25 protein-coding genes are annotated in these 26,079 nt (G+C 45.1%); 22 read left to right on the top strand and 3 right to left on the bottom strand.

Going from position 1 to position 26,079, the window contains the following annotated elements; translation table 11 throughout:
* Window positions 1-4 precede the first annotated feature (4 nt).
* Window positions 5-1,600, bottom strand: a complete 1,596-nt coding sequence (locus LKD46_RS01475) for a response regulator (RefSeq protein WP_021652321.1) — start codon at window positions 1,598-1,600, stop codon at window positions 5-7.
* A complete protein-coding gene (locus LKD46_RS01480) occupies window positions 1,575-3,401 on the bottom strand; it encodes a sensor histidine kinase (RefSeq protein WP_227573685.1) in 1,827 nt (608 codons plus the stop codon). Before LKD46_RS01480 ends, LKD46_RS01475 begins: the two co-directional genes overlap by 26 nt.
* 244 nt (window positions 3,402-3,645) lie before the next feature.
* On the opposite strand from LKD46_RS01480, the gene LKD46_RS01485 reads away from it, so the two are divergent.
* The 13 genes from LKD46_RS01485 (at window position 3,646) to thiI (ending at window position 18,375) form a co-directional block, all read left to right on the top strand.
* The gene (locus LKD46_RS01485; protein ID WP_118062777.1) at window positions 3,646-4,881 is read left to right on the top strand and encodes an ABC transporter substrate-binding protein; all 1,236 of its coding nucleotides are present in this window, start codon (window positions 3,646-3,648) and stop codon (window positions 4,879-4,881) included.
* Window positions 4,882-4,959: 78 nt separating this feature from the next.
* Window positions 4,960-5,838: a carbohydrate ABC transporter permease gene (locus tag LKD46_RS01490; protein ID WP_118062778.1), complete on the top strand. Its 879-nt coding sequence runs from the start codon at window positions 4,960-4,962 to the stop codon at window positions 5,836-5,838.
* A 12-nt stretch (window positions 5,839-5,850) separates the two neighbouring features.
* Window positions 5,851-6,705 carry a carbohydrate ABC transporter permease gene (locus LKD46_RS01495; protein WP_118062779.1) on the top strand — a complete coding sequence of 285 codons (855 nt, stop codon included), beginning with the start codon at window positions 5,851-5,853 and terminating at the stop codon, window positions 6,703-6,705.
* Between the two features lie 36 nt (window positions 6,706-6,741).
* On the top strand, window positions 6,742-7,851 hold the full coding sequence (locus LKD46_RS01500) for a glycoside hydrolase family 172 protein (protein WP_021976674.1): 1,110 nt from the start codon (window positions 6,742-6,744) through the stop codon (window positions 7,849-7,851).
* 15 nt (window positions 7,852-7,866) lie between these two features.
* Complete coding sequence (locus tag LKD46_RS01505; RefSeq protein ID WP_227573686.1) at window positions 7,867-9,120, top strand: ABC transporter substrate-binding protein; 1,254 nt, start codon at window positions 7,867-7,869, stop codon at window positions 9,118-9,120.
* 174 nt (window positions 9,121-9,294) lie between these two features.
* Window positions 9,295-10,338 (top strand): heat-inducible transcriptional repressor HrcA, encoded by a 1,044-nt coding sequence (gene hrcA, locus LKD46_RS01510; RefSeq protein WP_015527075.1) that lies wholly within the window; start codon window positions 9,295-9,297, stop codon window positions 10,336-10,338.
* 18 nt (window positions 10,339-10,356) lie between these two features.
* Complete coding sequence (grpE, locus tag LKD46_RS01515; RefSeq protein ID WP_227573687.1) at window positions 10,357-10,992, top strand: nucleotide exchange factor GrpE; 636 nt, start codon at window positions 10,357-10,359, stop codon at window positions 10,990-10,992.
* A 53-nt stretch (window positions 10,993-11,045) separates the two neighbouring features.
* Window positions 11,046-12,938 carry a molecular chaperone DnaK gene (dnaK, locus tag LKD46_RS01520; RefSeq protein WP_227573688.1) on the top strand — a complete coding sequence of 631 codons (1,893 nt, stop codon included), beginning with the start codon at window positions 11,046-11,048 and terminating at the stop codon, window positions 12,936-12,938.
* A 21-nt stretch (window positions 12,939-12,959) separates the two neighbouring features.
* Window positions 12,960-14,150: a molecular chaperone DnaJ gene (dnaJ, locus tag LKD46_RS01525; RefSeq protein WP_118513083.1), complete on the top strand. Its 1,191-nt coding sequence runs from the start codon at window positions 12,960-12,962 to the stop codon at window positions 14,148-14,150.
* Window positions 14,151-14,309: 159 nt separating this feature from the next.
* Window positions 14,310-15,263 carry a 50S ribosomal protein L11 methyltransferase gene (gene prmA, locus LKD46_RS01530; RefSeq protein ID WP_227573689.1) on the top strand — a complete coding sequence of 318 codons (954 nt, stop codon included), beginning with the start codon at window positions 14,310-14,312 and terminating at the stop codon, window positions 15,261-15,263.
* Window positions 15,264-15,267: 4 nt separating this feature from the next.
* Window positions 15,268-16,011, top strand: coding sequence for a 16S rRNA (uracil(1498)-N(3))-methyltransferase (locus tag LKD46_RS01535; protein ID WP_227573690.1), 744 nt, complete (start codon window positions 15,268-15,270; stop codon window positions 16,009-16,011).
* A 3-nt stretch (window positions 16,012-16,014) separates the two neighbouring features.
* A complete protein-coding gene (locus tag LKD46_RS01540; protein ID WP_118624101.1) occupies window positions 16,015-17,169 on the top strand; it encodes a cysteine desulfurase family protein in 1,155 nt (384 codons plus the stop codon).
* Window positions 17,170-17,193: 24 nt separating this feature from the next.
* Window positions 17,194-18,375: a tRNA uracil 4-sulfurtransferase ThiI gene (gene thiI, locus LKD46_RS01545; protein WP_015527083.1), complete on the top strand. Its 1,182-nt coding sequence runs from the start codon at window positions 17,194-17,196 to the stop codon at window positions 18,373-18,375.
* Between the two features lie 164 nt (window positions 18,376-18,539).
* On the opposite strand, the gene LKD46_RS01550 is transcribed toward thiI, so the two are convergent.
* Window positions 18,540-18,776: an HPr family phosphocarrier protein gene (locus LKD46_RS01550; RefSeq protein WP_015527084.1), complete on the bottom strand. Its 237-nt coding sequence runs from the start codon at window positions 18,774-18,776 to the stop codon at window positions 18,540-18,542.
* 133 nt (window positions 18,777-18,909) lie between these two features.
* Here LKD46_RS01550 and mtaB point away from each other — a divergent pair, with 133 nt between their 5' ends.
* The 9 genes from mtaB (at window position 18,910) to LKD46_RS01595 (ending at window position 26,059) form a co-directional block, all read left to right on the top strand.
* Window positions 18,910-20,238, top strand: a complete 1,329-nt coding sequence (gene mtaB / locus LKD46_RS01555) for a tRNA (N(6)-L-threonylcarbamoyladenosine(37)-C(2))-methylthiotransferase MtaB (protein ID WP_227573691.1) — start codon at window positions 18,910-18,912, stop codon at window positions 20,236-20,238.
* 185 nt (window positions 20,239-20,423) lie between these two features.
* Window positions 20,424-20,696, top strand: a complete 273-nt coding sequence (locus LKD46_RS01560) for an IreB family regulatory phosphoprotein (protein WP_015527087.1) — start codon at window positions 20,424-20,426, stop codon at window positions 20,694-20,696.
* 1 nt (window position 20,697) lies between these two features.
* Complete coding sequence (ruvX, locus tag LKD46_RS01565; protein WP_227573692.1) at window positions 20,698-21,150, top strand: Holliday junction resolvase RuvX; 453 nt, start codon at window positions 20,698-20,700, stop codon at window positions 21,148-21,150.
* 92 nt (window positions 21,151-21,242) lie between these two features.
* A complete protein-coding gene (locus LKD46_RS01570) occupies window positions 21,243-21,512 on the top strand; it encodes a DUF1292 domain-containing protein (protein WP_059086846.1) in 270 nt (89 codons plus the stop codon).
* A gap of 281 nt (window positions 21,513-21,793) precedes the next feature.
* Window positions 21,794-23,428 (top strand): ribonuclease J, encoded by a 1,635-nt coding sequence (locus LKD46_RS01575; protein ID WP_118513134.1) that lies wholly within the window; start codon window positions 21,794-21,796, stop codon window positions 23,426-23,428.
* Window positions 23,429-23,432: 4 nt separating this feature from the next.
* On the top strand, window positions 23,433-23,771 hold the full coding sequence (locus LKD46_RS01580) for a YlbF/YmcA family competence regulator (protein ID WP_173753882.1): 339 nt from the start codon (window positions 23,433-23,435) through the stop codon (window positions 23,769-23,771).
* Between the two features lie 11 nt (window positions 23,772-23,782).
* Window positions 23,783-24,187 (top strand): endolytic transglycosylase MltG, encoded by a 405-nt coding sequence (locus tag LKD46_RS01585; RefSeq protein WP_118513091.1) that lies wholly within the window; start codon window positions 23,783-23,785, stop codon window positions 24,185-24,187.
* On the top strand, window positions 24,184-24,876 hold the full coding sequence (locus LKD46_RS01590) for an O-methyltransferase (protein WP_227573693.1): 693 nt from the start codon (window positions 24,184-24,186) through the stop codon (window positions 24,874-24,876). Before LKD46_RS01585 ends, LKD46_RS01590 begins: the two co-directional genes overlap by 4 nt.
* Window positions 24,836-26,059: a peptidase U32 family protein gene (locus LKD46_RS01595; protein ID WP_118624093.1), complete on the top strand. Its 1,224-nt coding sequence runs from the start codon at window positions 24,836-24,838 to the stop codon at window positions 26,057-26,059. The genes LKD46_RS01590 and LKD46_RS01595 overlap by 41 nt, the downstream gene beginning before the upstream one ends.
* Window positions 26,060-26,079 lie beyond the last annotated feature (20 nt).

Here is a 26,079-nt window from a genome sequence, read left to right on the forward strand (position 1 = left end):
GAAGTTATGTATGCTGTTCCCGATAGGCGGAAGGTGTGATCCCCATTTTCTTTTTGAAGCTGGTGCTGAAATAATATTGATTGGCATAACCACATTTCAGGCTGATCTCCTTCAGACTCATAGTAGTCGTAGTCAGGTAACGGGCGGCTGCGGAAATTCGCTGAGATGTGATAAAGTCACTGAGACTGATTCCCTGATTTTTTTTGAAAAGAGCACTTAAATAAGCAGGGCTTACATTGGCAGAGGCAGCAATATCATTGAGGCAGAGCGTATTGTCAGTGTAGTGTTCGTTGATATAGGAAATCACCAGTTCGCAGAGCTTCTGGTGATAATCATTCATGGAGGAATCAAGCTTCCGACATAAAAGATGGCACAGATCCTTCAGCCATTGACATAGCTCTTCCGTATTATGAAACTCATTTATGTGGTTGTAAACATACAAAATTTTAGCTTCAAGGTCATGCGTATCCAGATTTAATTCATAGAAAAATTTCAGGATCCGGCCAAGAAGAGAATAAATCTGTATGAAAGCGAAATTCTTTGTGCGAAATTTCTGAGTGAGCCAGTCGGAAAAATTCTGAAACCAGAGATCTATGGCAGCGGTATCCTTTTTGCAGAGAAGCCGGATCAGTTCATCCTCCTTTGTATCTGAAAAATCTGCAACAGACAGATCGGAACCCAGAGCCTCTCTTCCGTCAAAGATATTCTGATGCGGGAAAAAGAATCTGTATTCCAGTGCATGTACGGCGCTTTTATAAGAATGGTTCAGGTTCCAAAAATCCTGGACAATTGTTCCAATACCTGCGTTGAGAGAAAGTCCCAGTGGCTGGCAGGCATCTGCGATTGAGGAAATAAGTCCGCTGGTAAGCTGGCGGAAGCTGTTGGACTGACAGCCGCTGTGTCCCAGAATGCACAGATAGCCATCCATATCCGGGAGAAGATACACAAAATCAAGAGAAGCGGTTTCCTCAGTTATCAGATCCTGAAGGTTGAAAAGCTCCATCTGAAACTTTTCAATCCCGTAAACAGCTTTTAGATCCGGAGCATTTTCAAGCTCCAGAATAACAACTGTATAAAAATCATAATTCAGCTCCAGGTTCAGATACTTAAGATAAGGCTTCAGTCGGTAGGCTGCTTCAGAAGACGGAAGGTGTGTGATCTCGCGGAAAAATTTTTCCGTAAGAAGAGGCCTGCTTTGTTTCAGAAGCTGGAGATTTTTCTGTTCCTTTTCCATCAGTGCAAAAGCGTTTTTTACCTTCTGGATAAGATAGGCATAATCCAGAGGCTTTTCGATATAATCCAGAGCACCGAGGAGCAGAGCGCGTCTTGCATATTCAAATTTATCATAGGCACTGATCAGGATGATCTTCACCATAGGATTGATCTCAAGAGCTTGACGGCTCATGGAAATGCCGTCAAGATCAGGCATTTCAATGTCAGAAATGATCAGATCTGCCGGTTCTTTTTTCATGGCTTCGATAGCAGAGGTTCCATTGTAGCAGACATGGATGATCTCTGCATTCAGTGTTTCCCAGTCTATGTTTTTTTCGATACCTTCTGCAGATAAGTAATTATCATCTACGATCATTATTTTTTTCATCGATATCTTCCTCCATCTGTTCGAATTCAATGGTGACGTATGTGCCGTTTCCGGGGTTGCTGCGGATCCTTACGGAACCGTTTCCGTATAATGGGTTGGAAATACGGGAACTTACGTTGGAAATTCCAAAATGCTTCTCATAATCAATAACATTATGCTCAATAGCATGGCGCAGCTGTGCAAGGGTTTCGGAGTCCATGCCGGCACCGTTGTCCTCAATGGAGATCACAACCGTATCATCGCCATAAAGAACATGGATCGAAATGAAAACAGCTGGTGTGCCCGAAGAAATCCCGTGCAGAATGGAATTTTCGAGAAATGGCTGAAGTGTAAACTTGCAGATCAGGAAATTTTCGATTCCATCTTCTGCTTCGATCTCCCAGTCCAGATTATCTTTATGACAGAGCTTTTCCATTTCCAGATAAAGCCGGGCAATTTCCAATTCATCTTTAATAGGAATAAGTTCCTTTGATTTACGCAGGGTAAGACGGTAAAAGGCAGTCAGATTTGCAATCATCTGATCAGCAATGTCAAGCTTTCCAAGGGACTGGCAGGTACGGATCGATCCCAGGATATTGTAAAGAAAATGCGGATTGATCTGTGACTGGAGCAGCTGGTATTTCAGACGTTCTTCGTTTACGGAAAGATTTACAATGGACTTCAGGTTTCCGGCTATTGTGTGCTGCATATCTTCAAAGGTGATGCCCAGTCTGTCGATCTCATCATACCTGGAAGGGTCATCCGGGTGGGGAACAGTAACGATAGACAGATGTTCCGGATCATGTCCCAGCTGAAAGGTTTCCATTGCATAGGAAAGTGCAGTGATCTTCCGGGTAAGATTTTCGGAAAACAGGATCACGATGATAACAGTAAGGGGCAGAAAAATAAGGACAGTGATCAGTAAGGCACGGATCAGGATGTGTGTGTTGCCCTGAATGTAGCTTTCAGGGATTTCGGTAACATGGAGCCAGCCATTGCTTAAGGTACAGCAGTTATAATATTTGTCGCCGCTGTGAAAAGAAGAATCTGCATTTTCTTTGAGTTTCTGAAACTGTGCTTTGGAAATTTCGGATAAATTCAGTGAGGATGTATTTTTCGCTGCAATCTCTCCGTGATCTGTGAGAATGTAGCTGTATATGCGGGAATCCAGAGCAGCAGGCTGCAGATAAGTGGCAAGCTCTGAGGTATCCAGTGCAATGCCGTAGGCGTATTCCAGAATACTGGTGGCCTGATTTTTCAGTGCCCGGACGCAGAGGATCACATCGGCGGATGATTTTTTTGTGGACAATATTTTAGGCAGCGGCATATTGGAAACCGGTATCCAGACAGAGGAGAAGCCTGAACCGGAAACAGTATTTTTATCCAGACCATATGCAGAAAGCTCGTCTGTGGAAAAGAAGTACAGGCCTTCTTTTGAACCAAGCTGATCCGGCCGCAGAAAAACATATATATGGAAGAAATCGAATGTGGATTTATACAGCGAAATATTGTTTTTTACAGTGGTGAATTTTTTCAGTGCATCTACCTTATTGGAGGAAGAATGATTTAGGGAGTACATTTGAAACTGTATGGTATCTGCTACATTTTCAACCTGGCCGAGACGGTCGTTCAGCTGAGAAACCAGCTGTCTGTCAGTCATTACGGCGGAATCGATGATACGATCTCTGGCAATGTTATAGGAAATGTGATAGCTGATGAAGGTCAGGGAAATCAGAGGTACCATAGTTGCGATCAGAAATGCGAGCAGGAGCTTATAGCGAAATGAGGAAAAACTGGGTGGGATACATTTGTGGAATTTCATAGTACATATTCTCCTTTATGTCAAAAACAAATTAATGAAACCGAATTCAGCTGTGAAAAAGCCGTTACAAATATAGATTATATAAAAGGATTATAAAAAATAAACAACAAAAATACAAGAGAACGAAAAATAATATAAATAAATCATAAAATATTGTATTTAGAATGAGGGGGCTCTCTGGTATCCTTAAACCATCAAAAACAGGTGTGGACAAACACGAAAATGTCCAGAAAGGAAGAAAGATATGAAGAAAAAAGTAATGAGTGCAGTTTTGGCAGCAGCGATGGTTGTGGGTATGGCAGGTAACGTGGTTACTGTTTCCGCAAAGGAAAAATATGATCTTACCTTATACAGCGTCAACACCACAGACCCGGATTTTGAGGACTGGCTTGCAAATGTGGAAGATGCCACGGGCCTGAACATTAATGTAATTGCGGCACCTACAGATACAGATACCCGTCAGCAGAAGATCACCACAATGCTTTCCACAGGAGATACTTCCGTGGATGTCATTGAGATCAACGATGAGATGAGCGCGGCATTTAAAAATTCCGGATGGCTGGAAGGACTGAATGATACAGTAATGACAGATGATATCATTGATCAGTTTGCTCAGGGATATGTAGAGGATATGATCACAGATAAGGACGGAAACATTATCGGTGTTCCAGGCTATGCAGGATATCTTGCATTCTGGGTAAATCAGGAGATCATGGATGAGGTCGGAATCAAGTCCATTGATACAAAAGAGGACTTCATGAAGTATATGAAGGCTGTTTCCAAGGATGGAAGATTCGGTTACGGCGGTTCCTGGGAGAAAACTTATGCATTTAACGAGCTTGCACAGTTTGTAAACATGTTCGGCGGCGATTATTTTGACTGGACCAAAGAGGAAAACAAGGAAGCGGTTCAGTTCCTCCATGATCTGGTTGCTGATAAAGAAACCTCCATTGAGCAGATTGCTGATAAATATGATCAGATGAATCCGAAGATCAATGACGGAAAATACGGATGCTGGTTTATGTGGGGCCTTGGAACAGATTATGCAAAGGCAGATATGCTTGGCGCAGATAAGATCCACATGGAAATGGTACCGGATTTCAGCGGTAAGGGAGAGCGTGCGATCTTTACAGATTCTTGGAACTATGTTCTTAACAAAGCATCCAAGAATAAAGATGCAGCTGTGAAATTCCTTCAGTATATGGCTGATGAAGGCGGAATGGAAGCTTCCTATAAAGCATTTGACAGATATCCTGCAAGAAAGGATGTTGCAGAGAAGGTAGTTCCGGATTCTGACCCGGCAAAAGAAATGTACAGCAGATATGCAAATGAATGCAATGTACAGGGACGTCCACTGGTGGCACAGACAATGGAATTTATCAGCGATATGGGAACGATCTTCCAGTCCTGTATGAAAGACGAGATTACAGTTGATGAGTTCTGCAAGAAGGCTCAGGATGTGGTAGATATGTATAAGTAAAAGATATAAAAAAACAGCAATGTAAAGCAGAGGTAAAAGTCTGCTTTACATTGCTTGATGAACAGGGAGGAAAGTTCCATGACAATAAGTAAAAAAACTATGAAGTGGATACCATGGCTTTTGATCCTGCCGGTTGTACTGATCAGAGGCTTTACAACAGTATATCCCATTCTGATGACTGTGAAAAACAGCTTCTTTAATATCAGTATCCTTGCAGGTATCAATGAATTTATAGGCTTCAAGAATTACCTGAAGGTATTTTCTGATCCTAAAGTGCTTACATCGATCAGCTTTACGGCAATATTTGTGGTTGTTTCCATGATCCTGCATGTGATCCTCGGAGTTATTCTGGCACTGATCCTGAATATGAAATTCAAAGGCCGCCGTTTTCTGAGGACTATTGTGCTGATCCCATGGGCTATGCCAGCAGTAGTAGCCGGTATGGCTGCAAAATGGGCATTTAACAATGATTATGGTCTGATCAATGATTTTATCCGCTGGTTTGTACCGGGATACCAGAACAGCTGGCTGATCAATACAGGTACTGCAAGAGCAGCGGTAATTGCAATGGACCTGTGGAAGGATCTTCCGTTCTTTGCAATTCTTGTACTTTCCGGACTTCAGTTTATTTCCGGCGATATCTATGAGGCAGCAAAGGTAGACGGTGCAAACGGGATTCAGAGCTTTTTCCGGATCACACTTCCGCTGATCGCAAAAAATGTCCTGACTTTATGTATTCCGTTCACACTCTGGAGACTGACAACCTTCGATCTGGTTTATTCCATGACATCCGGAGGTCCTGGCGAGGATACTGCGCTGATCGCATACAGAATCACAACAGAAGCATTTACAAATCTAAACGTAGGATATGCTTCGGCGCTGGCTATGCTGCTGTTTGTTGTAATGGCGATCTTCAGCTGGCTGAATATACGTGTTATGAATAAGTTTGACAGTTAGGGGGGAATTATCGTGAAGAATACAGGAAAATATAATGTTTATCATGGAGTGATAGCTGTTGGAAGATGGGTTCTGTTTGCCATTGTGGCTTTTCTGATCCTGTTCCCGGTCTACTGGATCTTTATTTCTTCGATCACACCGGCAGGAGAACTGTTTAAAACACCGATTGATTATCTTCCGGATCATCCCACACTGGAAAGCTACACATTTCTGCTACAGAATGTCGGACTGCTTTCAAAGATTGGAAACACCGTACTGATCGTCGGTCTTACTCTTGTGATCAGCACCGTGCTGTGTGCAATGGCAGCTTATGGCTTTTCAAGATTTAACTCAAAGGGAGTTTCTGTTGCATTTGCATTTGTTCTGGCTACCATGCTGATCCCTGAGGTTGTTACAGCCCGCCCGCTGTATGAGTTTATGCAGAAGGTAAAGCTGTATGATACATATCCGGGACTTATCCTTCTTTATATCAGTACCGTTATACCGTTTACGGTTCTGATCCTCAGAAACTTTGTCGGTGAGATCCCGATCTCACTGGAGGAGGCAGCTGCTATTGACGGCGCATCTTTTTCACAGAGACTGTTTACGATCGTTCTGCCGCTGATGAAGCCGGCGATCGCTACGGTTTGCATCATCAACTTTATTACCTGTCTGAATAACTTTTTCACACCGTTGTTTTATTCAAATGGTATTCAGGTACTTTCTGTTTCCATCGTACAGCTTCCGTTACGTGACAACATGTATGGAGTTCCGTGGGATCTTGTCAGCGCCATGGGATGGATCATCCTTCTTCCGATCATTATCTTTGTAGCTGTTTTTGAGAAACAGATCATGGATGGTATCATGGCAGGTGGAGTAAAAGCGTAAATATTTTTAATTTCCAAAAGAGAGGAGAAAACAGATATGTATCAGGCATTTACAGGCGGACTGGGAGGAATCGCACTTGCAAAGCATGGAAAAAGCCGTGCGATTAATGCAGAAAATCCTCATGGAGAAAAAGGCAGAGGCGGTATGGCTGCAAGTCATCTCGGACCGTCCAGAAAAGGAAGCCCGTGTCTTAAGGATATTGAGCCGGGAGCTGTGGTAACTCTGGCAGAAATGGAAGGACCGGGACAGATCAATCATATTTGGATCACCGTCGACAACAAGACTACAGAGGCAGATTGCTTTGTACTGAGGGATCTTGTGATCCGTATGTACTGGGATGACGAGGAAACTCCTTCCGTGGAAAGTCCTCTGGGTGATTTCTTCTGCTGCGGATTCGGAAGAGAATGTTTTGTAAATTCTGTTCCGGTGGCTGTTGTTCCAAACAGGGGCTTTAACTGCTATTTCCCGATGCCGTTTAAGAAGAAAGCAAAGATCACACTGGAAAACCAGCATGCAAATAAAATACCGGCTTTCTTTTATCAGGTAGATTACTGTCTCTATGATGAGCTTCCGGACGATATTGCTTATTTCCATGCGCAGTGGAGACGGGAACGGTTGACAGAAAAAACAAAAGATTATACAATTTTGGATGGAGTAAAAGGAAAAGGCCATTATATAGGAACCTACATGGCACTTACCACACTGGAACGTTACTGGTGGGGCGAGGGAGAAATGAAATTTTATATTGACGGAGATGAGGAGTATCCGACCATCTGCGGAACAGGAACGGAAGATTACTTTGGAGGTTCCTGGAGCTTTGCCAAACAGGTGGATGGAAAAACCGTGGAACAGAATTATAACACACCATATCTTGGATATCCGTATTATTCTGCCCATGACGAACTGATCCACAATTTTTATCATAATGATGACTGCCCGCCAATGCGAGGCTTTTACAGATGGCATTTACAGGATCCGATCTGCTTTGAAGAGGATCTTCGCGTTACCATTCAGCAGATAGGCGTCGGATACCGTGGTCTGTTTGAACGACAGGATGATGTGGCAAGTGTAGCGTACTGGTATCAGACACTTCCTCATGCACCGTTCCAGCCGTTGATGTCAAAAGAGGATAGATGGCCCAGATAAAAAGGGTGGTAGAGATTGAAAAAACAGGTATTTTGCGGGGTATTTGCCCTGGCTCTGGCAGTGACAGGATGTGGAGCCCAGAAGAAGGAGACTGCATCTGATATTGTGCCGGAGAACAGACAGGAACTGACGATCCTTCATGTGGATGCAGACACAGAGGGCTTTGATTCTTTTATCAGTCAGGCGGAAAAGGATCTTGGAATAGAGATCCATATCGAAAAATGTCCGTCTAATGCGGACAATCGCCAGGCCAAAATAGCAACTCTTCTGACATCAGGAGATGATTCTGTTGATCTGATCACAGTAAATGATGAGATGATATCCGAATTTAAGCATAAGGGATTTCTTCTTCCGCTGGAAGATACCGTTATGACGGAGGAGACAGCGGCGAATTTTCCGCAGGAATACCTGAAAGAAATATGCATGTCAGACGGACATATTTTTTCGGTACCGTTCAGGATGGATATCATGGCGTTCTGGGTGAACCAGGAATTGCTGGATCAGGCAGGTCTGGACAGAATCTCCGATCTCAGTGATCTTGAGATTCTTCAGAAAAAGCTTCAGAATATGGGAAAATATGCATACGGAGATGCATGGGAGATTTCTTACATATATAACAGTATCAGCGAGTATGTCAATTTTTTCGGAGGAGATTATACAGACTGGACTGATCCGAAAACCAGAGAAGCGGCAGAATATATGAAGCGAATGCTGGATACAGGGATGATATCAGAGGAGAATCTGATCGACCAGCATGAACAGCTGAATGAAAAATTTATAAACGGCCAGTATGGATGTATGTTCATGTATACCGGTGCGTTGAGTACCTTTCAGAATGCAGGCGTGTATGGAAAAGATAAGATCCATATGGCACCATTTCCGGAATTTGATGAGAAGGTGACCAATATCGCAACCTGGCAGTATGTACTGAATAAAAATTCTGATCATAAAGAAGCAGCTCTGAAGTTCCTTCAGTATGTATCAGGATATGAGGCCAGTAAAAATTACGGACAGCTGACAAAAATGTGTCCGGCAAGACTGGATGTGATCGAGGATAAGAATTTTGATCTGGATGGCATTGAAATGATCCGGCAATATCTGAAAGATTATAAGCTGAAGGCAAGACCACTGTGCACCGATTCCATAGAAGCTGTTTCGGCTATGGGTACGGAATTTCAGAAATACGTGCTGGGACAGAAAACAGAAGCGGAATTTTTTGCCGGGGCACAGAACTGCATAGACAAGTATTACAAAAAAGCATCGTACTGATGCTTTTTTTGTTTTGAAAAAATAAGAACTTTTTTTCAAAACATATTGACAAATATTTTACATGGTGATATCTTAAAGACTGTAGATGTTAGCACTCCACTAAAATGAGTGCTAACAGATATAAAAAAGAATCAACATCCGTCAGGAAAGAATAAAAGGAAAGGAGATGGCTTCATGGAAGAGGTGTTGAATGAGCGCAAGCAAAAAATCTTAAAAGCAATCATCAAGACCTATATGGAGACCGGAGAACCGGTTGGCTCCAGGACCATTTCCAAGTATGCGGATCTCAATGTAAGTTCCGCAACGATCCGAAATGAAATGTCAGACCTGACAGATATGGGCTATATCGTCCAGCCTCATACCTCAGCAGGAAGGATTCCTTCAGATAAGGGCTACAGACTTTACGTCAATGAGCTGATGAAGGAGAAGGAAGCAGAGGTTGCAGAGCTGCGAGATCTGATCATTGAGAAGACAGATAAGATGGATAAGGTGCTTAAGAAGGTTGCGAAGGTTCTTGCTTCCAATACCAATTATGCTACCATGGTTTCCGTTCCGCAGTACAGCGGCAACAAGATCAAGTTCATCCAGCTGTCGAGAATGAGCGAGCTTCAGCTTGTGGCAGTGGTTGTCAGTGACAACAACACAGTCCGGAACCAGATCATCAATCTGGACGAGGAAATGGACGACCAGACGATCCTGAAACTGAATCTTCTTCTTAACACCAATCTCAATGGGATCCCGATCCAGGATATCAACCTTGGGATGATCGCCAGACTGAAGGAACAGGCAGGCAGCCACAGTGGTGTGGTGGCAACAGTTCTGGATGCAGTGGCAGCCACCATTCATGTGGAAGAGGAAGATATGGAGATCTATACTTCAGGTGCAACCAACATCTTCAAGTATCCGGAGCTTGCCGATAAAGAAAAGGCAACGGAGCTGATCTCCGCATTTGAGGAAAAGCATGAACTTGCCGATCTTGTAAAAGAACAGATGTCAGATGGAGAGAATACAGGAATCCAGGTTTATATCGGTGATGAGATGCCGATCCAGACCATGAAGGACTGCAGCATTGTAACTGCCAGATATGAACTGGGAGACGGAATGTACGGAACCATCGGGATCATCGGTCCCAAACGAATGGATTATGAGAATGTAGTGGACAGTCTGAAAGAGCTTAAGAATCATCTGGATGACGTTTTGAAAAAGAAGAAAACTTAGAAAGGCGGTAGAAAAAAAGTGTCGGAGGAAACAAAGAAAACATCCGAAGAGCAGGAAACGGAGAAGGAAATCCCCGTAACTGATGGAGATCAGGAAGAAAAAAGCCTGACACCGGAGGGAGAAGATCTGCCGGAGGAAGAAAACAATACTCCAGGCGAAGAAGCTGCCTCAGAGGATAAAAAAGAAGAAAAATCAAAAACTTCCTTCTTCGGAAAGAAGAAAAAAGATAAATCTGAGCAGAAGGTGGAGGAACTTACCGATCGCCTGAAGCGTACCATGGCTGAATTTGATAATTTCCGTAAAAGAACGGAAAAAGAAAAATCCAGCATGTACATCATCGGAGCAAAAGAGATCGTTGAAAAGATCCTGCCGGTTGTGGATAACTTCGAAAGAGGTCTTGCACAGGCACAGGAAGGCGATGCTTTTGCAGATGGAATGAAAATGATCTACAAGCAGCTTACCACAACACTGGATGAGCTTGGTGTGAAGCCGATCGAAGCAGTGGGAAAGGAATTCAACCCGGATTTCCACAATGCAGTGATGCATGTGGAGGATGAAGAGGTTGGAGAGAACATCGTGGTGGAAGAATTCCAGAAGGGTTACACGTACAAGGATTTCGTAGTACGCCACAGTATGGTAAAGGTTGCGAACTAACTGACAACAAACTTTATTTTAACAGATACAGACTAAAACAGGAGGAAAAAATCATGGGAAAGATTATTGGTATTGACTTAGGTACAACAAACAGCTGTGTAGCCGTAATGGAAGGTGGACAGCCAACAGTTATCGCAAATACAGAAGGCGCAAGAACAACACCATCCGTTGTAGCATTCACAAAAACAGGAGAGCGTCTGGTAGGTGAGCCTGCAAAACGTCAGGCAGTTACAAACGCAGACAGAACAATCTCCTCAATCAAAAGAGAAATGGGTACCGATTACCGTGTAACCATCGATGAGAAGAAATACTCTCCACAGGAGATCTCCGCAATGATCCTTCAGAAACTGAAAAAGGATGCAGAGGCTTATCTTGGTGAGAAAGTAACAGAGGCAGTTATCACAGTTCCGGCTTACTTCAACGATGCTCAGCGTCAGGCTACCAAAGATGCAGGTAAGATCGCAGGTCTTGATGTAAAACGTATCATCAACGAGCCTACAGCAGCAGCTCTTGCATATGGTCTTGACAATGAGAAAGAGCAGAAGATCATGGTATACGACCTTGGCGGCGGTACATTCGATGTATCTGTGATCGAGATCGGTGATGGTGTTATCGAGGTTCTTTCTACAGCTGGTAACAACCGTCTTGGTGGAGATGACTTTGATAAGAAGGTCACAGATTACATGCTTTCCGAGTTCAAGAGAACAGAGGGCGTAGACTTAAGCAATGACAAGATGGCTCTTCAGAGACTGAAAGAGGCAGCTGAGAAGGCTAAGAAAGAGCTTTCTTCTGCAACAACAACAAACATCAACCTTCCGTTCATCACAGCTACAGCTGAAGGACCGAAGCATTTCGATATGAATCTTACAAGAGCTAAATTCGATGAGCTGACACATGATCTTGTAGAGCTGACAGCTGAGCCGGTTCGCCGTGCACTGTCTGATGCAGGTATCACAGCTTCCGAGCTTGGCCAGGTACTTCTGGTTGGTGGTTCTTCCCGTATCCCTGCAGTACAGGATAAGGTAAGACAGCTGACAGGCAAAGAGCCGAGCAAAAACCTGAACCCGGATGAGTGTGTTGCACTTGGTGCTTCCGTACAGGGTGGTAAACTTGCAGGTGATGCAGGTGCCGGTGATATCCTTCTTCTGGATGTTACTCCGCTGTCTCTGTCCATCGAGACAATGGGTGGTATCGCAACTCGTCTGATCGAGAGAAATACTACAATTCCTACAAAGAAGAGCCAGATCTTCTCCACAGCAGCAGATAACCAGACAGCTGTAGATATCAACGTTGTACAGGGTGAGCGTCAGTTCGCAAAAGACAACAAATCCCTCGGCCAGTTCCGTCTGGATGGAATCCCGCCAGCACGTCGTGGTGTTCCGCAGATCGAGGTAACATTTGACATTGATGCTAACGGTATCGTTAACGTATCCGCTAAGGATCTTGGAACAGGTAAGGAGCAGCACATCACAATCACAGCTGGTTCTAACATGTCCGATTCCGATATCGACAAAGCTGTCAAAGAAGCAGCTGAATTCGAGGCTCAGGATAAGAAACGTAAAGAGGCGATCGACACAAGGAACAATGCAGACTCCATGGTATTCCAGGTTGAGAATGCACTGAAGGAAGCAGGCGACAAGCTTGATGCAAACGATAAAGCAAGTGTTGAGGCAGACCTCAATGCACTGAAGGATCTTCTTGCACAGACAGCAAATGCTCAGGAGCTTACCGATTCTCAGGTTGCAGACATCAAGGCTGCACAGGAGAAGATGATGGAGAGCGCTCAGAAGCTGTTTTCCAAGATGTATGAGCAGACTCAGGGAGCTCAGGGTCAGGCTGGTCCTGGACCGGATATGGGCAACATGGGCGGAAACGCTGGTGCCCAGGGCGGAAATGAAGCAGGATACGGCGATGATGTTGTAGATGCTGATTACAAGGAAGTCTAAGACAAGTAGGAAACAATTACAATGGCTGATAAAAGAGATTATTATGAAGTCTTAGGTGTGGATAAAAACGCCGATGACGCAACATTAAAAAAAGCATATCGTAAGCTGGCCAAGAAATATCACCCGGATGTAAATCCGGGTGATAAAGAGGCTGAGGCGAAATTCAAAGAAGCGACAGAGGCTTACTCCGTTTTAAGTGATGCCGACAAGAGAAGACAGTATGATCAGTTTGGTCATGCGGCATTCGAAAACGGCGGTGGAGGCGGAGCTGGCGGCTTTGGCGGATTTGACTTCAACGGTGCAGATATGGGAGACATCTTCGGAGATATCTTCGGAGACCTTTTCGGCGGCGGAGGCAGAACCAGACGGGCCAACAACGGACCGATGAAGGGCGCCAACCTTCGTGCACGTGTGAACATTACTTTTGAGGAAGCGGTTTTCGGATGCGAGAAAGAACTGGAGATCGTTCTGAAGGATGAATGTACTACATGTCACGGAACCGGTGCGAAACCTGGAACATCACCGGTCACATGTCCGAAATGTAAAGGCCAGGGTCAGATCGTTTACACCCAGCAGTCCATGTTTGGCATGGTGCGTAATGTTCAGACCTGTCCGGACTGTAATGGAACCGGTAAGGTGATCAAGGACAAATGCAGTGCCTGCCGTGGAACAGGATATACCTCTTCCAGAAAGAAGATCCAGGTGTCTGTACCGGCCGGTATTGATAATGGTCAGTGTATCCGTATCCGCGAAAAAGGCGAACCGGGAACCAACGGCGGACCGAGAGGTGATCTGCTGGTGGAGGTAAATGTAGCCCGTCATCCGATCTTCCAGAGACAGGATATGAATATCTTTTCAACAGCTCCGATCACATTTGCACAGGCTGCACTTGGCGGGGAGATGCGTATCAATACGGTAGACGGTGAGGTTGCCTATGAGGTGAAGCCGGGAACACAGACTGATACAAGAATTCGTCTGAAGGGCAAAGGTGTTCCGTCATTACGTAACAAGAATGTTCGTGGTGATCACTATGTAACCCTGGTAGTCCAGACTCCGACAAATCTCAATGAGGAAGCAAAGAAAGCTCTGGAAGCTTTTGATGCGGCATGTGGAAACCGTCCGTCAGAGGACAGCACATCCGAGACTTCCGAAAAAACTGAAAAGAAGAAAAAAGGTTTCCGTGAGAAAGTTAAGGAAATGTTCGAGGAATAAATAAAGTGAAAACAGGAAAGAGGCACAAAATGCCTCTTTCTTTTTTTTCTGTATTCGTGTATATTAAAAGAAGTGCCCGTTTTCGGGACAATAGAAAACAGGCGACAGACAGGAACGAAAATCCGTAAATGTGTATACAGCATAAGGAGATATAGAAATATGAAATGGAACCGTTTTACACTTAAGACAAAAACAGAGGCAGAGGATATTGTGATCTGTACACTTGCCGAGGTGGGAATTGAAGGTGTGGAGATCCAGGACAAGCAGCCGCTGACTGATGAGGACAAGGCACAGATGTTTGTGGATATCATGCCGGAAGGACCTGCAGATGACGGGATCGCATATCTGAACTTCTATCTGGAAGAGGATGCGGATACCGAGGCGATCCTGAAAGATGTGAAAGCTGCACTTGAGGATCTGAGAAGCTTTGTGGATATCGGAGAGGCAACCATCACAGAATCCCAGACAGAGGACAAAGACTGGATCAATAACTGGAAACAGTACTTCCATCAGTTCTATGTAGACGACATTCTGATCGTACCGTCTTGGGAAGAAGTGAAGGCAGAAGATGAAGACAAGATGATCCTTCACATTGATCCGGGAACTGCCTTTGGTACAGGAATGCATGAGACTACCCAGCTGGTGATCCGTCAGCTGAAGAAATTTGTGAAGCCGGGAATGGAGATCCTTGATGTGGGAACCGGAAGTGGAATCCTGGGAATCGTTGCACTGAAGCTTGGTGCAGGCCATGTGGTTGGTACAGACCTTGATCCCTGTGCAGTTCCGGCAGTGTCTGAGAACAGGGAAGCCAACCAGATCGAGGAGAAGTCCTTTGACATGATGATCGGAAACATCATTGATGACAAAGAAGTTCAGGATCAGGTCGGATATGAGAAATATGATATCGTAACTGCAAATATCCTGGCAGATGTTCTGGTACCGCTGACTCCGGTGATCGTTGCACAGATGAAAAAAGGCGCTTACTACATTACATCAGGCATCCTGGATGTAAAGGAGGATGTCGTAGTGAAGGCTGTAAAAGACGCCGGACTGACTCTTGTTGAGGTGACTCATCAGGGCGAGTGGGTATCTGTGACAGCAAGAAAGGACTGATCTCATGCAGCGATTTTTTGTGGAACCTCATCAGATCGACAGGGACAGACATGAGATCCGTATCACAGGAAATGATGTCAATCATATCGTGAATGTACTCCGCATGAAAAAAGACGAGGAGCTCTGGATCAGCGATAAGGAAAAAGAATATCACTGTGTGATCGAAAACACGGGTGAGGATGAAGTCCTGCTTCATATCCTCTATGCACAGGAGCCGGATTATGAGCTGAAGAACCGTATTTATCTCTTTCAGAGTCTACCGAAAGCTGATAAGATGGAGCTGATCATCCAGAAGGCAGTAGAGCTTGGAGCATATTCCATAGTTCCTGTTTCAACAAGGCGCTGCGTGGTAAAACTGGATAACAAAAAAGCAGAAAAAAAAGTATTCCGCTGGCAGCAGATCGCAGAAAGTGCGGCAAAACAATCCAAACGTATGCTGGTGCCGGAGGTACATTCCGTGATGAGCTTTAAAGAAGCTCTTGCCTATGCAGAGGAACTGGACATTCTGCTGATCCCTTATGAGCTTGCAAAGGGAATGAAAGAGACAAAGGAGCTGATCCGGTCGATCGAACCGGGAAAAAGCATAGGTGTCTTTATTGGCCCTGAGGGTGGATTCGAAGAGCAGGAAGTGGCAGATGCCATGGAAGCCGGTGCGAAACCCATCACCCTGGGACACCGGATCTTACGGACAGAAACCGCGGGACTCGCAGTACTTTCTGTTCTGATGTTTCAACTGGAGGATGAATAGATTATGGAAGCATATTTTGACAATTCCGCGACAACGAGATGCTTCGACGAAGTAAAGGATATTGTCTGCAAAACCATGACAGAAGATTTCGGAAATCCTTCTGCCATGCATAAAAAAGGAGTGGAAGCGGAGAATTATGTTCGCAGAAGTGCCCAGACCCTTGCAAAATTACTGAAAGTGAATGAAAAAGAGATTCTTTTTACCTCGGGTGGAACAGAGTCGGATAACCTTGCCATCATCGGTGGTGTGGAAGCCAATAAGCGTATGGGAAATCATATCATCACAACTGCAGTAGAGCATGCAGCAGTGGCCCAGCCTTTTGCTTATCTGAAGGAACAGGGGTATGAGGTGACCATTCTTCCTGTTGATCATCACGGCGTTGTAAAGCTTGATGCACTGGAAGCGGCTCTTCGTCCGGATACCATTCTGGTGTCTGTAATGTACGTGAACAATGAGGTAGGAGCTGTGATGCCGGTAGAAGAGATCGGAAAGCTTGTCCATGAAAAAAGTCCGAAAGCACTTTTTCATGTAGATGCCATCCAGGCATTCGGAAAGTATCGTATCTATCCGAAAAAGCTGGGGATCGATCTTCTTTCCGTGAGCAGCCACAAGATCCATGGACCAAAGGGCGTAGGCTTTCTCTATATTAACGAAAAAGTAAGAGTACAGCCGCAGATCCTTGGCGGCGGACAGCAGAACGGCATGCGCTCCGGAACGGACAATGTGCCGGGAATCGCAGGACTTGGCGTTGCCGCAGATATGGTATACACAGATTTTGATAAAAAGATACAGCAGCTCTATGCTCTGAAAGAACGGATGGCAGAGGGACTTTCAAAGCTTGGCGATATTACTGTTAACGGAATGCCGTTAATGGAGGGAGCACCACACATCATGAGTGTAACCTTCCATGGAGTACGAAGTGAGGTTCTTCTCCATACACTGGAAGAATTCGGAGTATATATTTCCGCAGGAAGTGCATGCTCCAGTCATAAGAGAAAACCAAGTGCAACACTGACAGCTATGGGCTTGAGCAGAGCCGATGTGGAAAGTACCGTCCGCATCAGCTTCTGTGAGGAAAATACCTTTGAAGAGGTAGATTACTGCCTGGAAGCACTGGGAAAAACAATTCCGATGCTGCGCAGGTATGCACGTCGATAGAGAATACAGAAGAAAGGGATTTTTATGTTAGTACATGCATTTCTGATCAAATATGCGGAAATTGCCCTTAAGGGAAAAAACCGCTATCGTTTTGAAGATGCTCTCGTACATCAGATGGAGATCGCACTCTCCAAGATCGAGGGAGATTTTGAAGTAAAAAAAGAGCAGGGAAGAGTTTATGTATTCTGCCCGGAGAACTATGATTACGATGAGGCTGTAGATGCGCTGCAGCATGTATTTGGTATTGTTGGCATCTGCCCGGTTATGATCTATGAAGAACAGGGCTTCGAGAAGCTTGCCGAAGATGTTGTGGGTTATATGAAGCAGTGGCATCCGGACTTTAACGGAAGCTTCAAGGTTTGGACACGCCGCGCAAAGAAATCCTACCCGATCAGCTCTATGGAAGTCAGCGCTGAGCTTGGCGGACGTATCCTGGATGCGTTCCCGGAGGCAAGTGTGGATGTTCATCATCCGGAGCTGGATCTTTCTGTTGAGATCCGTGACAAGATTTACGTATATTCCCAGACCATTCCGGGCGCAGGCGGAATGCCTATCGGAACAAACGGAAAAGCCATGCTTCTTCTTTCTGGTGGAATCGACAGTCCGGTTGCCGGCTATATGATCGCAAAACGTGGCGTCAAGATCGATGCGGTATATTTCCATGCACCGCCCTACACCAGTGAGCGCGCAAAACAGAAGGTAGTGGACCTTGCCCGCCTGGTAGCCAAATACAGTGGACCGATCCGTCTCCATGTAGTTAACTTTACAGATATACAGCTTTATATTTATGATCAGTGTCCTCATGATGAGCTTACTATTATCATGAGAAGATATATGATGCGTATTGCCGAGCATTTCGCTAAAAAAGACCGTTGTCTCGGACTTATCACAGGTGAGAGCATCGGACAGGTTGCAAGCCAGACCTTACAGAGCCTTGCTTCCACAAATGAGGTCTGCACACTTCCGGTATACCGTCCGGTGATCGGCTTTGATAAAGAGGAAATCGTCCGTATTTCCAGAAAGATCGATACCTTTGAGACTTCTATTCAGCCGTTTGAGGATTGCTGTACCATCTTTGTAGCGAAACATCCTGTAACAAAGCCGAATCTTAAGGTGATCCGCCGTTCTGAGCAGAAGCTTTCTGAGAAGATCGATGAGCTTATGGAAACTGCTCTGAATACCACAGAGATCATTGAAATTCAGTAATCCGTTTTTAGATAAGAAAAAACAAACAGGGAACCTCACTGTAGAGGTTCCCTGGAGCTACCGATATATCAGGAAAAGGGAGTTCATTGAGAACAGAAGAATTCTGAAAGCATGAAAAAGAGGAACTGTATCCGATACAGTTCCTCTCAAATATACAGTATAGATCAGTCGATTGTATATTTGGAAATAATCTGCATTACGTTATCCAGAGCAGCGCCGTCTGCATGGATGTTGAGGTCGATCGGCTTGGAAAGATCCAGGCTGAAGATACCCATGATGGATTTTGCATCGATCACATATCTTCCGGATACTAAATCAAAATCGCAGTCGAATTTGCTGATCTCGTTTACGAATGCTTTCACCTTATCGATGGAATTCAGTGAGATTTTAGCTGTTTTCATTATAATAACCTCCCTTGATAGATTTTTGTTGTTTTACAGCTTTCATCTTACCTGTCAGTACCCAAAAAGTCAAGGTGAAAAGAGATAAAAATTGTTTCAATAATTAGTTAAAGTGTAAAAAAAGTGAGGAAAAATGGGAAATAAAGTTGCATTACACAACCTTGGCTGCAAAGTAAATGCCTATGAGATCGAGGCCATGCAGCAGCTTCTGGAGGAGGCGGGATATGAGATCGTGCCTTTTGAGCCGGGAGCGGATATTTATGTGATCAATACCTGCACAGTAACCAATATTGCAGACAGAAAATCAAGACAGATGCTCCACAAAGCCAAAAAAATGAATCCGGAAGCGATCGTGGTGGCAACGGGCTGTTATGTACAGACCGGTGGCGAGAAACTGGAAAAAGACGAAGCCATTGATCTTGTTCTGGGAAATAACCAGAAGATCAATATTGTGGAGGCGCTGGCCGAATATGCGGAAAACAAACCGGGCCATGGTTCCCATGTGATCAAGATCAATCAGACAAAAGAGTATGAGGATCTTTCTATTGATCATACAGCAGAACATGTAAGGGCATATATCAAGGTTCAGGACGGATGCAATCAGTTCTGTACGTATTGTATCATTCCCTATGCAAGAGGCCGTGTCAGAAGCCGGAATATTGAAAGTGTGCTGAAGGAGGTCCGTGCACTTGCGGAAAAAGGTTATAAGGAAGTGGTCCTTACAGGAATCCATTTAAGCTCCTACGGAGTGGATTTCCCGGATGAGAAAAAAGAGACACTGCTTTCTCTGATCCGTGCTGTGCATGAGATCGAAGGAATCCAGCGTATCCGGCTGGGATCGCTGGAACCTGGAATCGTTACAAGAGAATTTGCGGAAGGAATCGCTGCGATGCCAAAGGTATGCCCGCATTTCCATCTTTCCCTGCAGAGTGGCTGTGATGAGACTCTGGAGAGGATGAACCGCAGATACAGAAGCGGGGAATACAGAGAACGCTGTGAGCTTTTAAGAGAAGTGTATGGAAATCCGGCACTGACAACGGATGTGATCGTAGGCTTTCCGCAGGAATCGGAGGAAGAATTCCGGAAGTCCTATGATTTTGTGGACAGCATCCGTTTTTATGAGACTCATATTTTCAAATATTCCAGAAGACAGGGAACAAAGGCGGCTGCCATGGACGGACAGCTGACAGAGGCGGAGAAATCCTTCCGCAGTGAGAAGATGATCGAGCTGCATCATCGTCATGCAGGGGATTATGAGAAATCCATGCTTGGCAAAAAACTGGAGGTACTGATCGAGGAAGAGTATACAAAGGATGGACGGACCTGGTATCTGGGACACAGCCGGGAGTATATAAAAACTGCTGTACCGAAATCGGAAGCTTATGGCGTAAATGATATCGTAAGCGTAAAGGCAGAAGGCTTTCTTGAAGAGCATATCATGACCGGTGAAGCCGTGGAGTGAAGAACGGGATCGTATGTTGAAAGGTTGTTTGTTCACTGGTAATATTTTGCGAAGCGTGTTACTGAGAACGGAGTGAACAGCAATGTTGACAGTTTGTATCCTCAATCCTTGTTAAATTTAAGATTGTAATTTATGTAAATTTATATTAAAATAAAAAAGAATATATTTTAAGGACGTGAGAGACAATGGCAGAGAATAATCTGGGAAATACACAGTATTTCAGAACAAAACCGGATCAGGAGCTTCAGGTAAAAGAAGTCCTGGATCTGGTGTACAATGCAATGGATGAGAAGGGCTACAATCCGGTGAATCAGATCGTAGGATATATTATGTCCGGAGACCCGACCTACATCACAAGCCACAAGGGTGCGAGAAGCATGATCATGAAGGTGGAACGTGATGAACTGGTAGAAGAGCTTCTCACCGAGTATATCAAGAACAAGTCTTGGGAACGGTAATATGAGAGTACTGGGACTGGACTATGGCTCGAAGACCGTGGGGGTTGCAGTGAGCGATCCTCTTGGTCTGACAGCCCAAGGTGTGGAAACCGTATGGCGCAAGCAGGAAAACAAGCTTCGTCGTACTCTGGCACGTATTGAAGAGATCATTTCGGAGTATCAGATTACGGAGATCGTTCTGGGATACCCGAAAAACATGAACAATACAGTAGGAGAGCGGGCCGAGAAATCTCTGGAGTTTAAGGAAATGCTGGAGAGACGTACGGGCCTGCCTGTTGTTATGTGGGATGAGAGACTGACTACCATGGCGGCAGACCGCACTCTGGAGGAGACCGGTGTGCATAAGGAAGACCGTAAACAGTATCTGGATCAGGTAGCTGCAGTCTTTATCCTGCAGGGATATCTGGATGCTGCCGCATACAGAAGAGAGCAGCAGGAAGGCGTGGAAGAATGATCGGAAACGCAAATAGATGTTTTGAGCGGATCAGGTAGCAAATGCGGATTGTGAATATCCGCTTGACAAGAACGGATAAGGAAGAATTAAATATGGAAAAAATAATATTTCAGTCAGACGACGGCACAGCTGCTGAGTTTTACGTAGAGGAGCAGACCAATATTGCGGGTGTGACTTATCTTTTGGTGTCCGATTCACAGGATGAGGAAGCAGACGCATATATTCTGAAGGATATTTCAGCTCCGGGAAGTACAGAAGCCTGTTATGAAATGGTCGAGGATGATGACGAACTTCAGGCTGTATATGCAGTTTTTCAGCAGATGCTGGATGACGTGAATTTTGAATGGAGGAGCGATTTTTGAAAAGCGAGAACAACGATGACAACAAAAATGCGGAGAGCAGAGTACAAGTTTCCGCAGGCGGTGCCAGAAGAACCGCATCAAGACAAAAGAATGCCGGATCAAGAACAAGACAGTATCGTGGTGGCGGCAAAAACCGTCAGGATAAGCCTTTCCGGCCAACAGCAAAGAAAACAGCAGCCGGTGGCGCTGTAAAAAACAGCAGAAACACACAGAAACCGGCAAAGACCAGCGGCAGGCCATCCGGTCGGAAAAACGGCCGCAGAGCAACATCCAAACTTAAGATCATACCACTTGGCGGTCTGGAGCAGATCGGAATGAACATTACCGCTTTTGAGTATGGCGACAGTATTGTAGTTGTAGACTGTGGTCTTTCTTTCCCTGAGGACGATATGTTGGGAATCGATCTGGTCATTCCGGATGTAACATACCTTAAGGAAAATATTTCCAAGGTGAAGGGATTTGTGATCACTCATGGACATGAAGATCATATCGGAGCTCTTCCGTATGTGTTGAAAGAGATCAATGTTCCGATCTATGCTACCAAGCTGACACTGGGACTGATCCGCAACAAACTGAAAGAGCATAACCTTGTGCGTTCTACCAAACTGAAAGAAGTAAAACACGGGCAGGTGATCAATCTTGGGGATTTCGCTGTGGAATTTATCAAAACGAATCACAGTATCCAGGATGCATCCGCACTTGCTATTTATTCACCGGTAGGAATCGTGATACACACAGGAGACTTTAAAGTTGATTATACACCGGTATTTGGAGATGCCATCGATCTGCAGCGTTTTGCAGAGATCGGCAAGAAGGGTGTGCTTGCACTGATGTGTGAGAGTACCAATGCAGAGAGACCGGGATTTACAATGTCCGAGCGTACAGTGGGACATGTATTTGATAATCTTTTTAATGAGTACCGTACATCCAGGATCATCATTGCAACCTTTGCATCCAACGTGGATCGTGTGCAGCAGATCATTAACACTGCATACCGGTTCGGAAGAAAGGTTGCTGTGGAAGGCCGCAGTATGGTCAATGTTATTTCCGTAGCGTCAGAACTTGGCTATCTGCAGATCCCGGAGAACACACTGATCGAGATCGATCAGGTAAAGAATTATCCGGACGACAAGGTGGTTCTGATCACAACCGGAAGTCAGGGTGAGTCCATGGCGGCACTTTCCCGTATGGCAGCCAATATCCATAAGAAGATCACGATCAAGCCTAACGATACCATCATTTTCAGCTCCAATCCGATCCCCGGAAATGAAAAGGCAGTTTCCAAGGTTATCAACGAACTGTCTATGAAGGGAGCCAAGGTTATTTTCCAGGATGTTCATGTTTCCGGACATGCCTGCCAGGAGGAAATCAAGCTGATCTACTCCCTCGTAAAACCGAAATATGCCATTCCGATCCATGGTGAGTACCGTCATCTGACTGCACAGAAACACATAGTGGAAGATCTGGGAATCCCGAAGGAGAATATTTTTATCCTTTCTTCCGGAAATGTTCTGGAGTTGGACGGACAGGATGCCAAGGTGACAGGAAGTGTTCATACAGGTGCGATCTTCGTAGACGGACTTGGAGTTGGCGATGTGGGAAATATCGTACTTCGTGACCGTCAGCACCTTTCAGAAGATGGAATCATGATCGTAGTTATGACACTGGAGCGCCACAGTAATGTAGTTCTCGCAGGTCCGGATATCGTTTCCAGAGGTTTTGTGTATGTAAGAGAATCTGAGGATCTTATGGAGCATGCCAGACAGGTTGTGGAAACTGCACTGGATTCCTGCCTGGAGAACAATATCACTGACTGGGGCAAGATCAAAACCGAGGTCAAGGATGCCCTTGGAGAGTATCTGTGGAAACGGACCAAGAGAAATCCTATGATCCTGCCTATCATTATGGAGGCGTAGGTTCATGGATGAGATCAGCATGGAGATCGAGAAGCTTCTCGATGCTGTGCACAGAAGCGATGAATATCAGGAATATCAGAAACAGGCAGCCCAGCTTGAAGCGGATCCTGAGCTGAAAGCCAGAGTGATGAGATTCCGTGGAGATAATTTCAGACTGCAGAATCATTCAGACAAGGATGAGCTGTTCCATATTGAGGAACAGCTCAATCAGGAGTCTGCAAGTCTGAGACAGAACCTGAAAGTAAATGCCTATCTCGACGCTGAGCTTGCGCTGTGCAGACTGATGCAGCGGATATGCAGGACGCTGGTGGACGGGATCGACATACAGATTCCTGACTTATAGGAGGAAAGACTATGGCAGACACAAGAGACAAGGTTGGCAGGGCCGGCGTTTTTCTGGCTGGAGGGGTATTTAAAACCGCTGTATATATCTTTATTATCGTATTTCTGATCTGGGTTGGAAAATCAGCATATCAGTTTGGCTACGATGTGTTTAACCAGCAGGCTATGAGCCCGGGAGAGGGACAGCAGGTCACGGTAGTCATAAAAGAAGGCGCCTCTGCATATAAAGTAGGCAAGACACTGGAGCAGAAGGGCCTTGTCAAGGATGCGCTTGCATTTACCATACAGGAAAGAATGTCCGCATATCACGGACAGATCAAAGCCGGTACATACCTTCTCAGTACAGCCTATACACCGACCAGGATCATGGCAGTGCTGTCAGGAGAAGAGAGCAAGGAAGGATCGAACAGCCAGTGATCGTAGAAGAACGCATGCAGACCTATATCAATTCACTGGATATGGGGAATACTCCATTTCTGCAGGAGTTGGAGACAAAGGCACTTGCAGGCCGGGTGCCGATCATCCGGAGAGATATGCAGAGCTTTATGAGGATGCTTCTGGCACTGAAACAACCGAAGCGCATTTTGGAGGTGGGGACTGCCGTAGGCTTCTCCACACTTCTTATGTGTGAGTATGGGCCGGAAGATATGGAAATTGTTACTATAGAGAATTATGAAAAAAGAATTCCTGTCGCAAAGGATAATTTCAGGCGCGCAGGAAGAGAGTCACAGATCACGCTTCTGGAGGGAGATGCCGGAGAGATCCTGAAGAATCTTACCGGAACCTTTGATATGATCTTCATGGACGCAGCCAAGGGCCAGTATATCCACTGGCTTCCTGACGTGCTGAGACTGATGAAAGAGGGAAGCGTGCTGGTATCTGACAACGTGCTGCAGGAAGGGGATATTATTGAATCTCATTATCTTGTGGAACGGCGTAACCGTACAATCTATAAAAGAATGAGAGAATATCTCTGGCAGCTGACTCACAGTCCGGTGCTTCGTACATCGGTGCTTCCTCTTGGAGACGGAGCGGCTGTAAGTGTAAAAACAGGAGAACAGGCTTATGAAACGACCAGAACTATTGGTTCCGGCGAGCAGCCTTGAGGTTTTAAAGGTTGCCGTCATATATGGTGCAGATGCTGTTTACATCGGCGGAGAAGCTTTTGGACTTCGCGCAAAGGCTAAGAATTTTTCAAAAGAAGATATGTGTGAGGGAATCGCATTTGCCCATTCCCATGGCGTAAAGGTTTATGTGACAGTAAACATTCTGGCGCATAACCGTGATCTTGAGGGTGTAAGGGAATATCTTCAGGAACTGAAGGAGATCGGACCGGACGCACTGATCATCGCAGATCCGGGAATCTTTATGTATGCAAAGGAAATCTGTCCGGAGATCGAGCGTCACATCAGTACACAGGCAAATAATACCAATTATGAGACTTACCGTTTCTGGTATAACCTTGGTGCCAAACGTGTGGTAAGTGCAAGAGAGCTCTCTCTGGAAGAGATCCGGGAGATCCGGGCACATATTCCGGAGGATATGGAGATTGAAACGTTTATTCACGGCGCCATGTGCATTTCCTATTCCGGAAGATGTCTTCTCAGTAACTTTATGGCGGGAAGAGATGCTAATCAGGGAGCCTGTACCCATCCATGCAGATGGAAATATTCTGTCGTGGAGGAGAAGCGTCCGGGAGAATACATGCCGGTATTTGAAAATGAGAGAGGAACTTTTATTTTTAATTCCAAGGATCTCTGTATGGTAGAGCATATGGAAGATATCCTTACAAGCGGTATTGACAGCCTGAAGATCGAAGGACGTATGAAAACAGCTCTTTATGTGGCAACAGTGGCAAGAACCTACCGCAAAGCCATTGACGACTGTATGGAAAGTTCGGAAAAATATCATGCAAATATGCCGTGGTATCAGGAGCAGATCTCAAACTGTACCTACCGTCAGTTTACCACCGGATTTTTCTACGGAAAGCCGGATGAAAATACCCAGATCTATGACAGCAACACATATGTAAGAGAATACACATATCTTGGATTTGCAGAAGAGATCGATGAGAGAGGTCTGGCAAGACTGACACAGAGAAATAAGTTTTCTGTAGGAGAGACCATCGAGATCATGAAACCGGACGGAAGGAATATTCCGGTCACAGTGGAAGCCATTTATAATGAAGAGGGCGAAGCTATGGAGAGTGCACCACATGCCCAGCAGAGAATCTATGTGAAACTGACAGAGATGCCGGAGGTATTTGATATTCTCCGAAGAGGTGAATGATCCGGAAGGGTGGATAAGAG

This window comes from Blautia fusiformis, assembly GCF_020686995.1.
In the GTDB taxonomy this organism is placed as follows: domain Bacteria; phylum Bacillota; class Clostridia; order Lachnospirales; family Lachnospiraceae; genus Blautia_A; species Blautia_A fusiformis.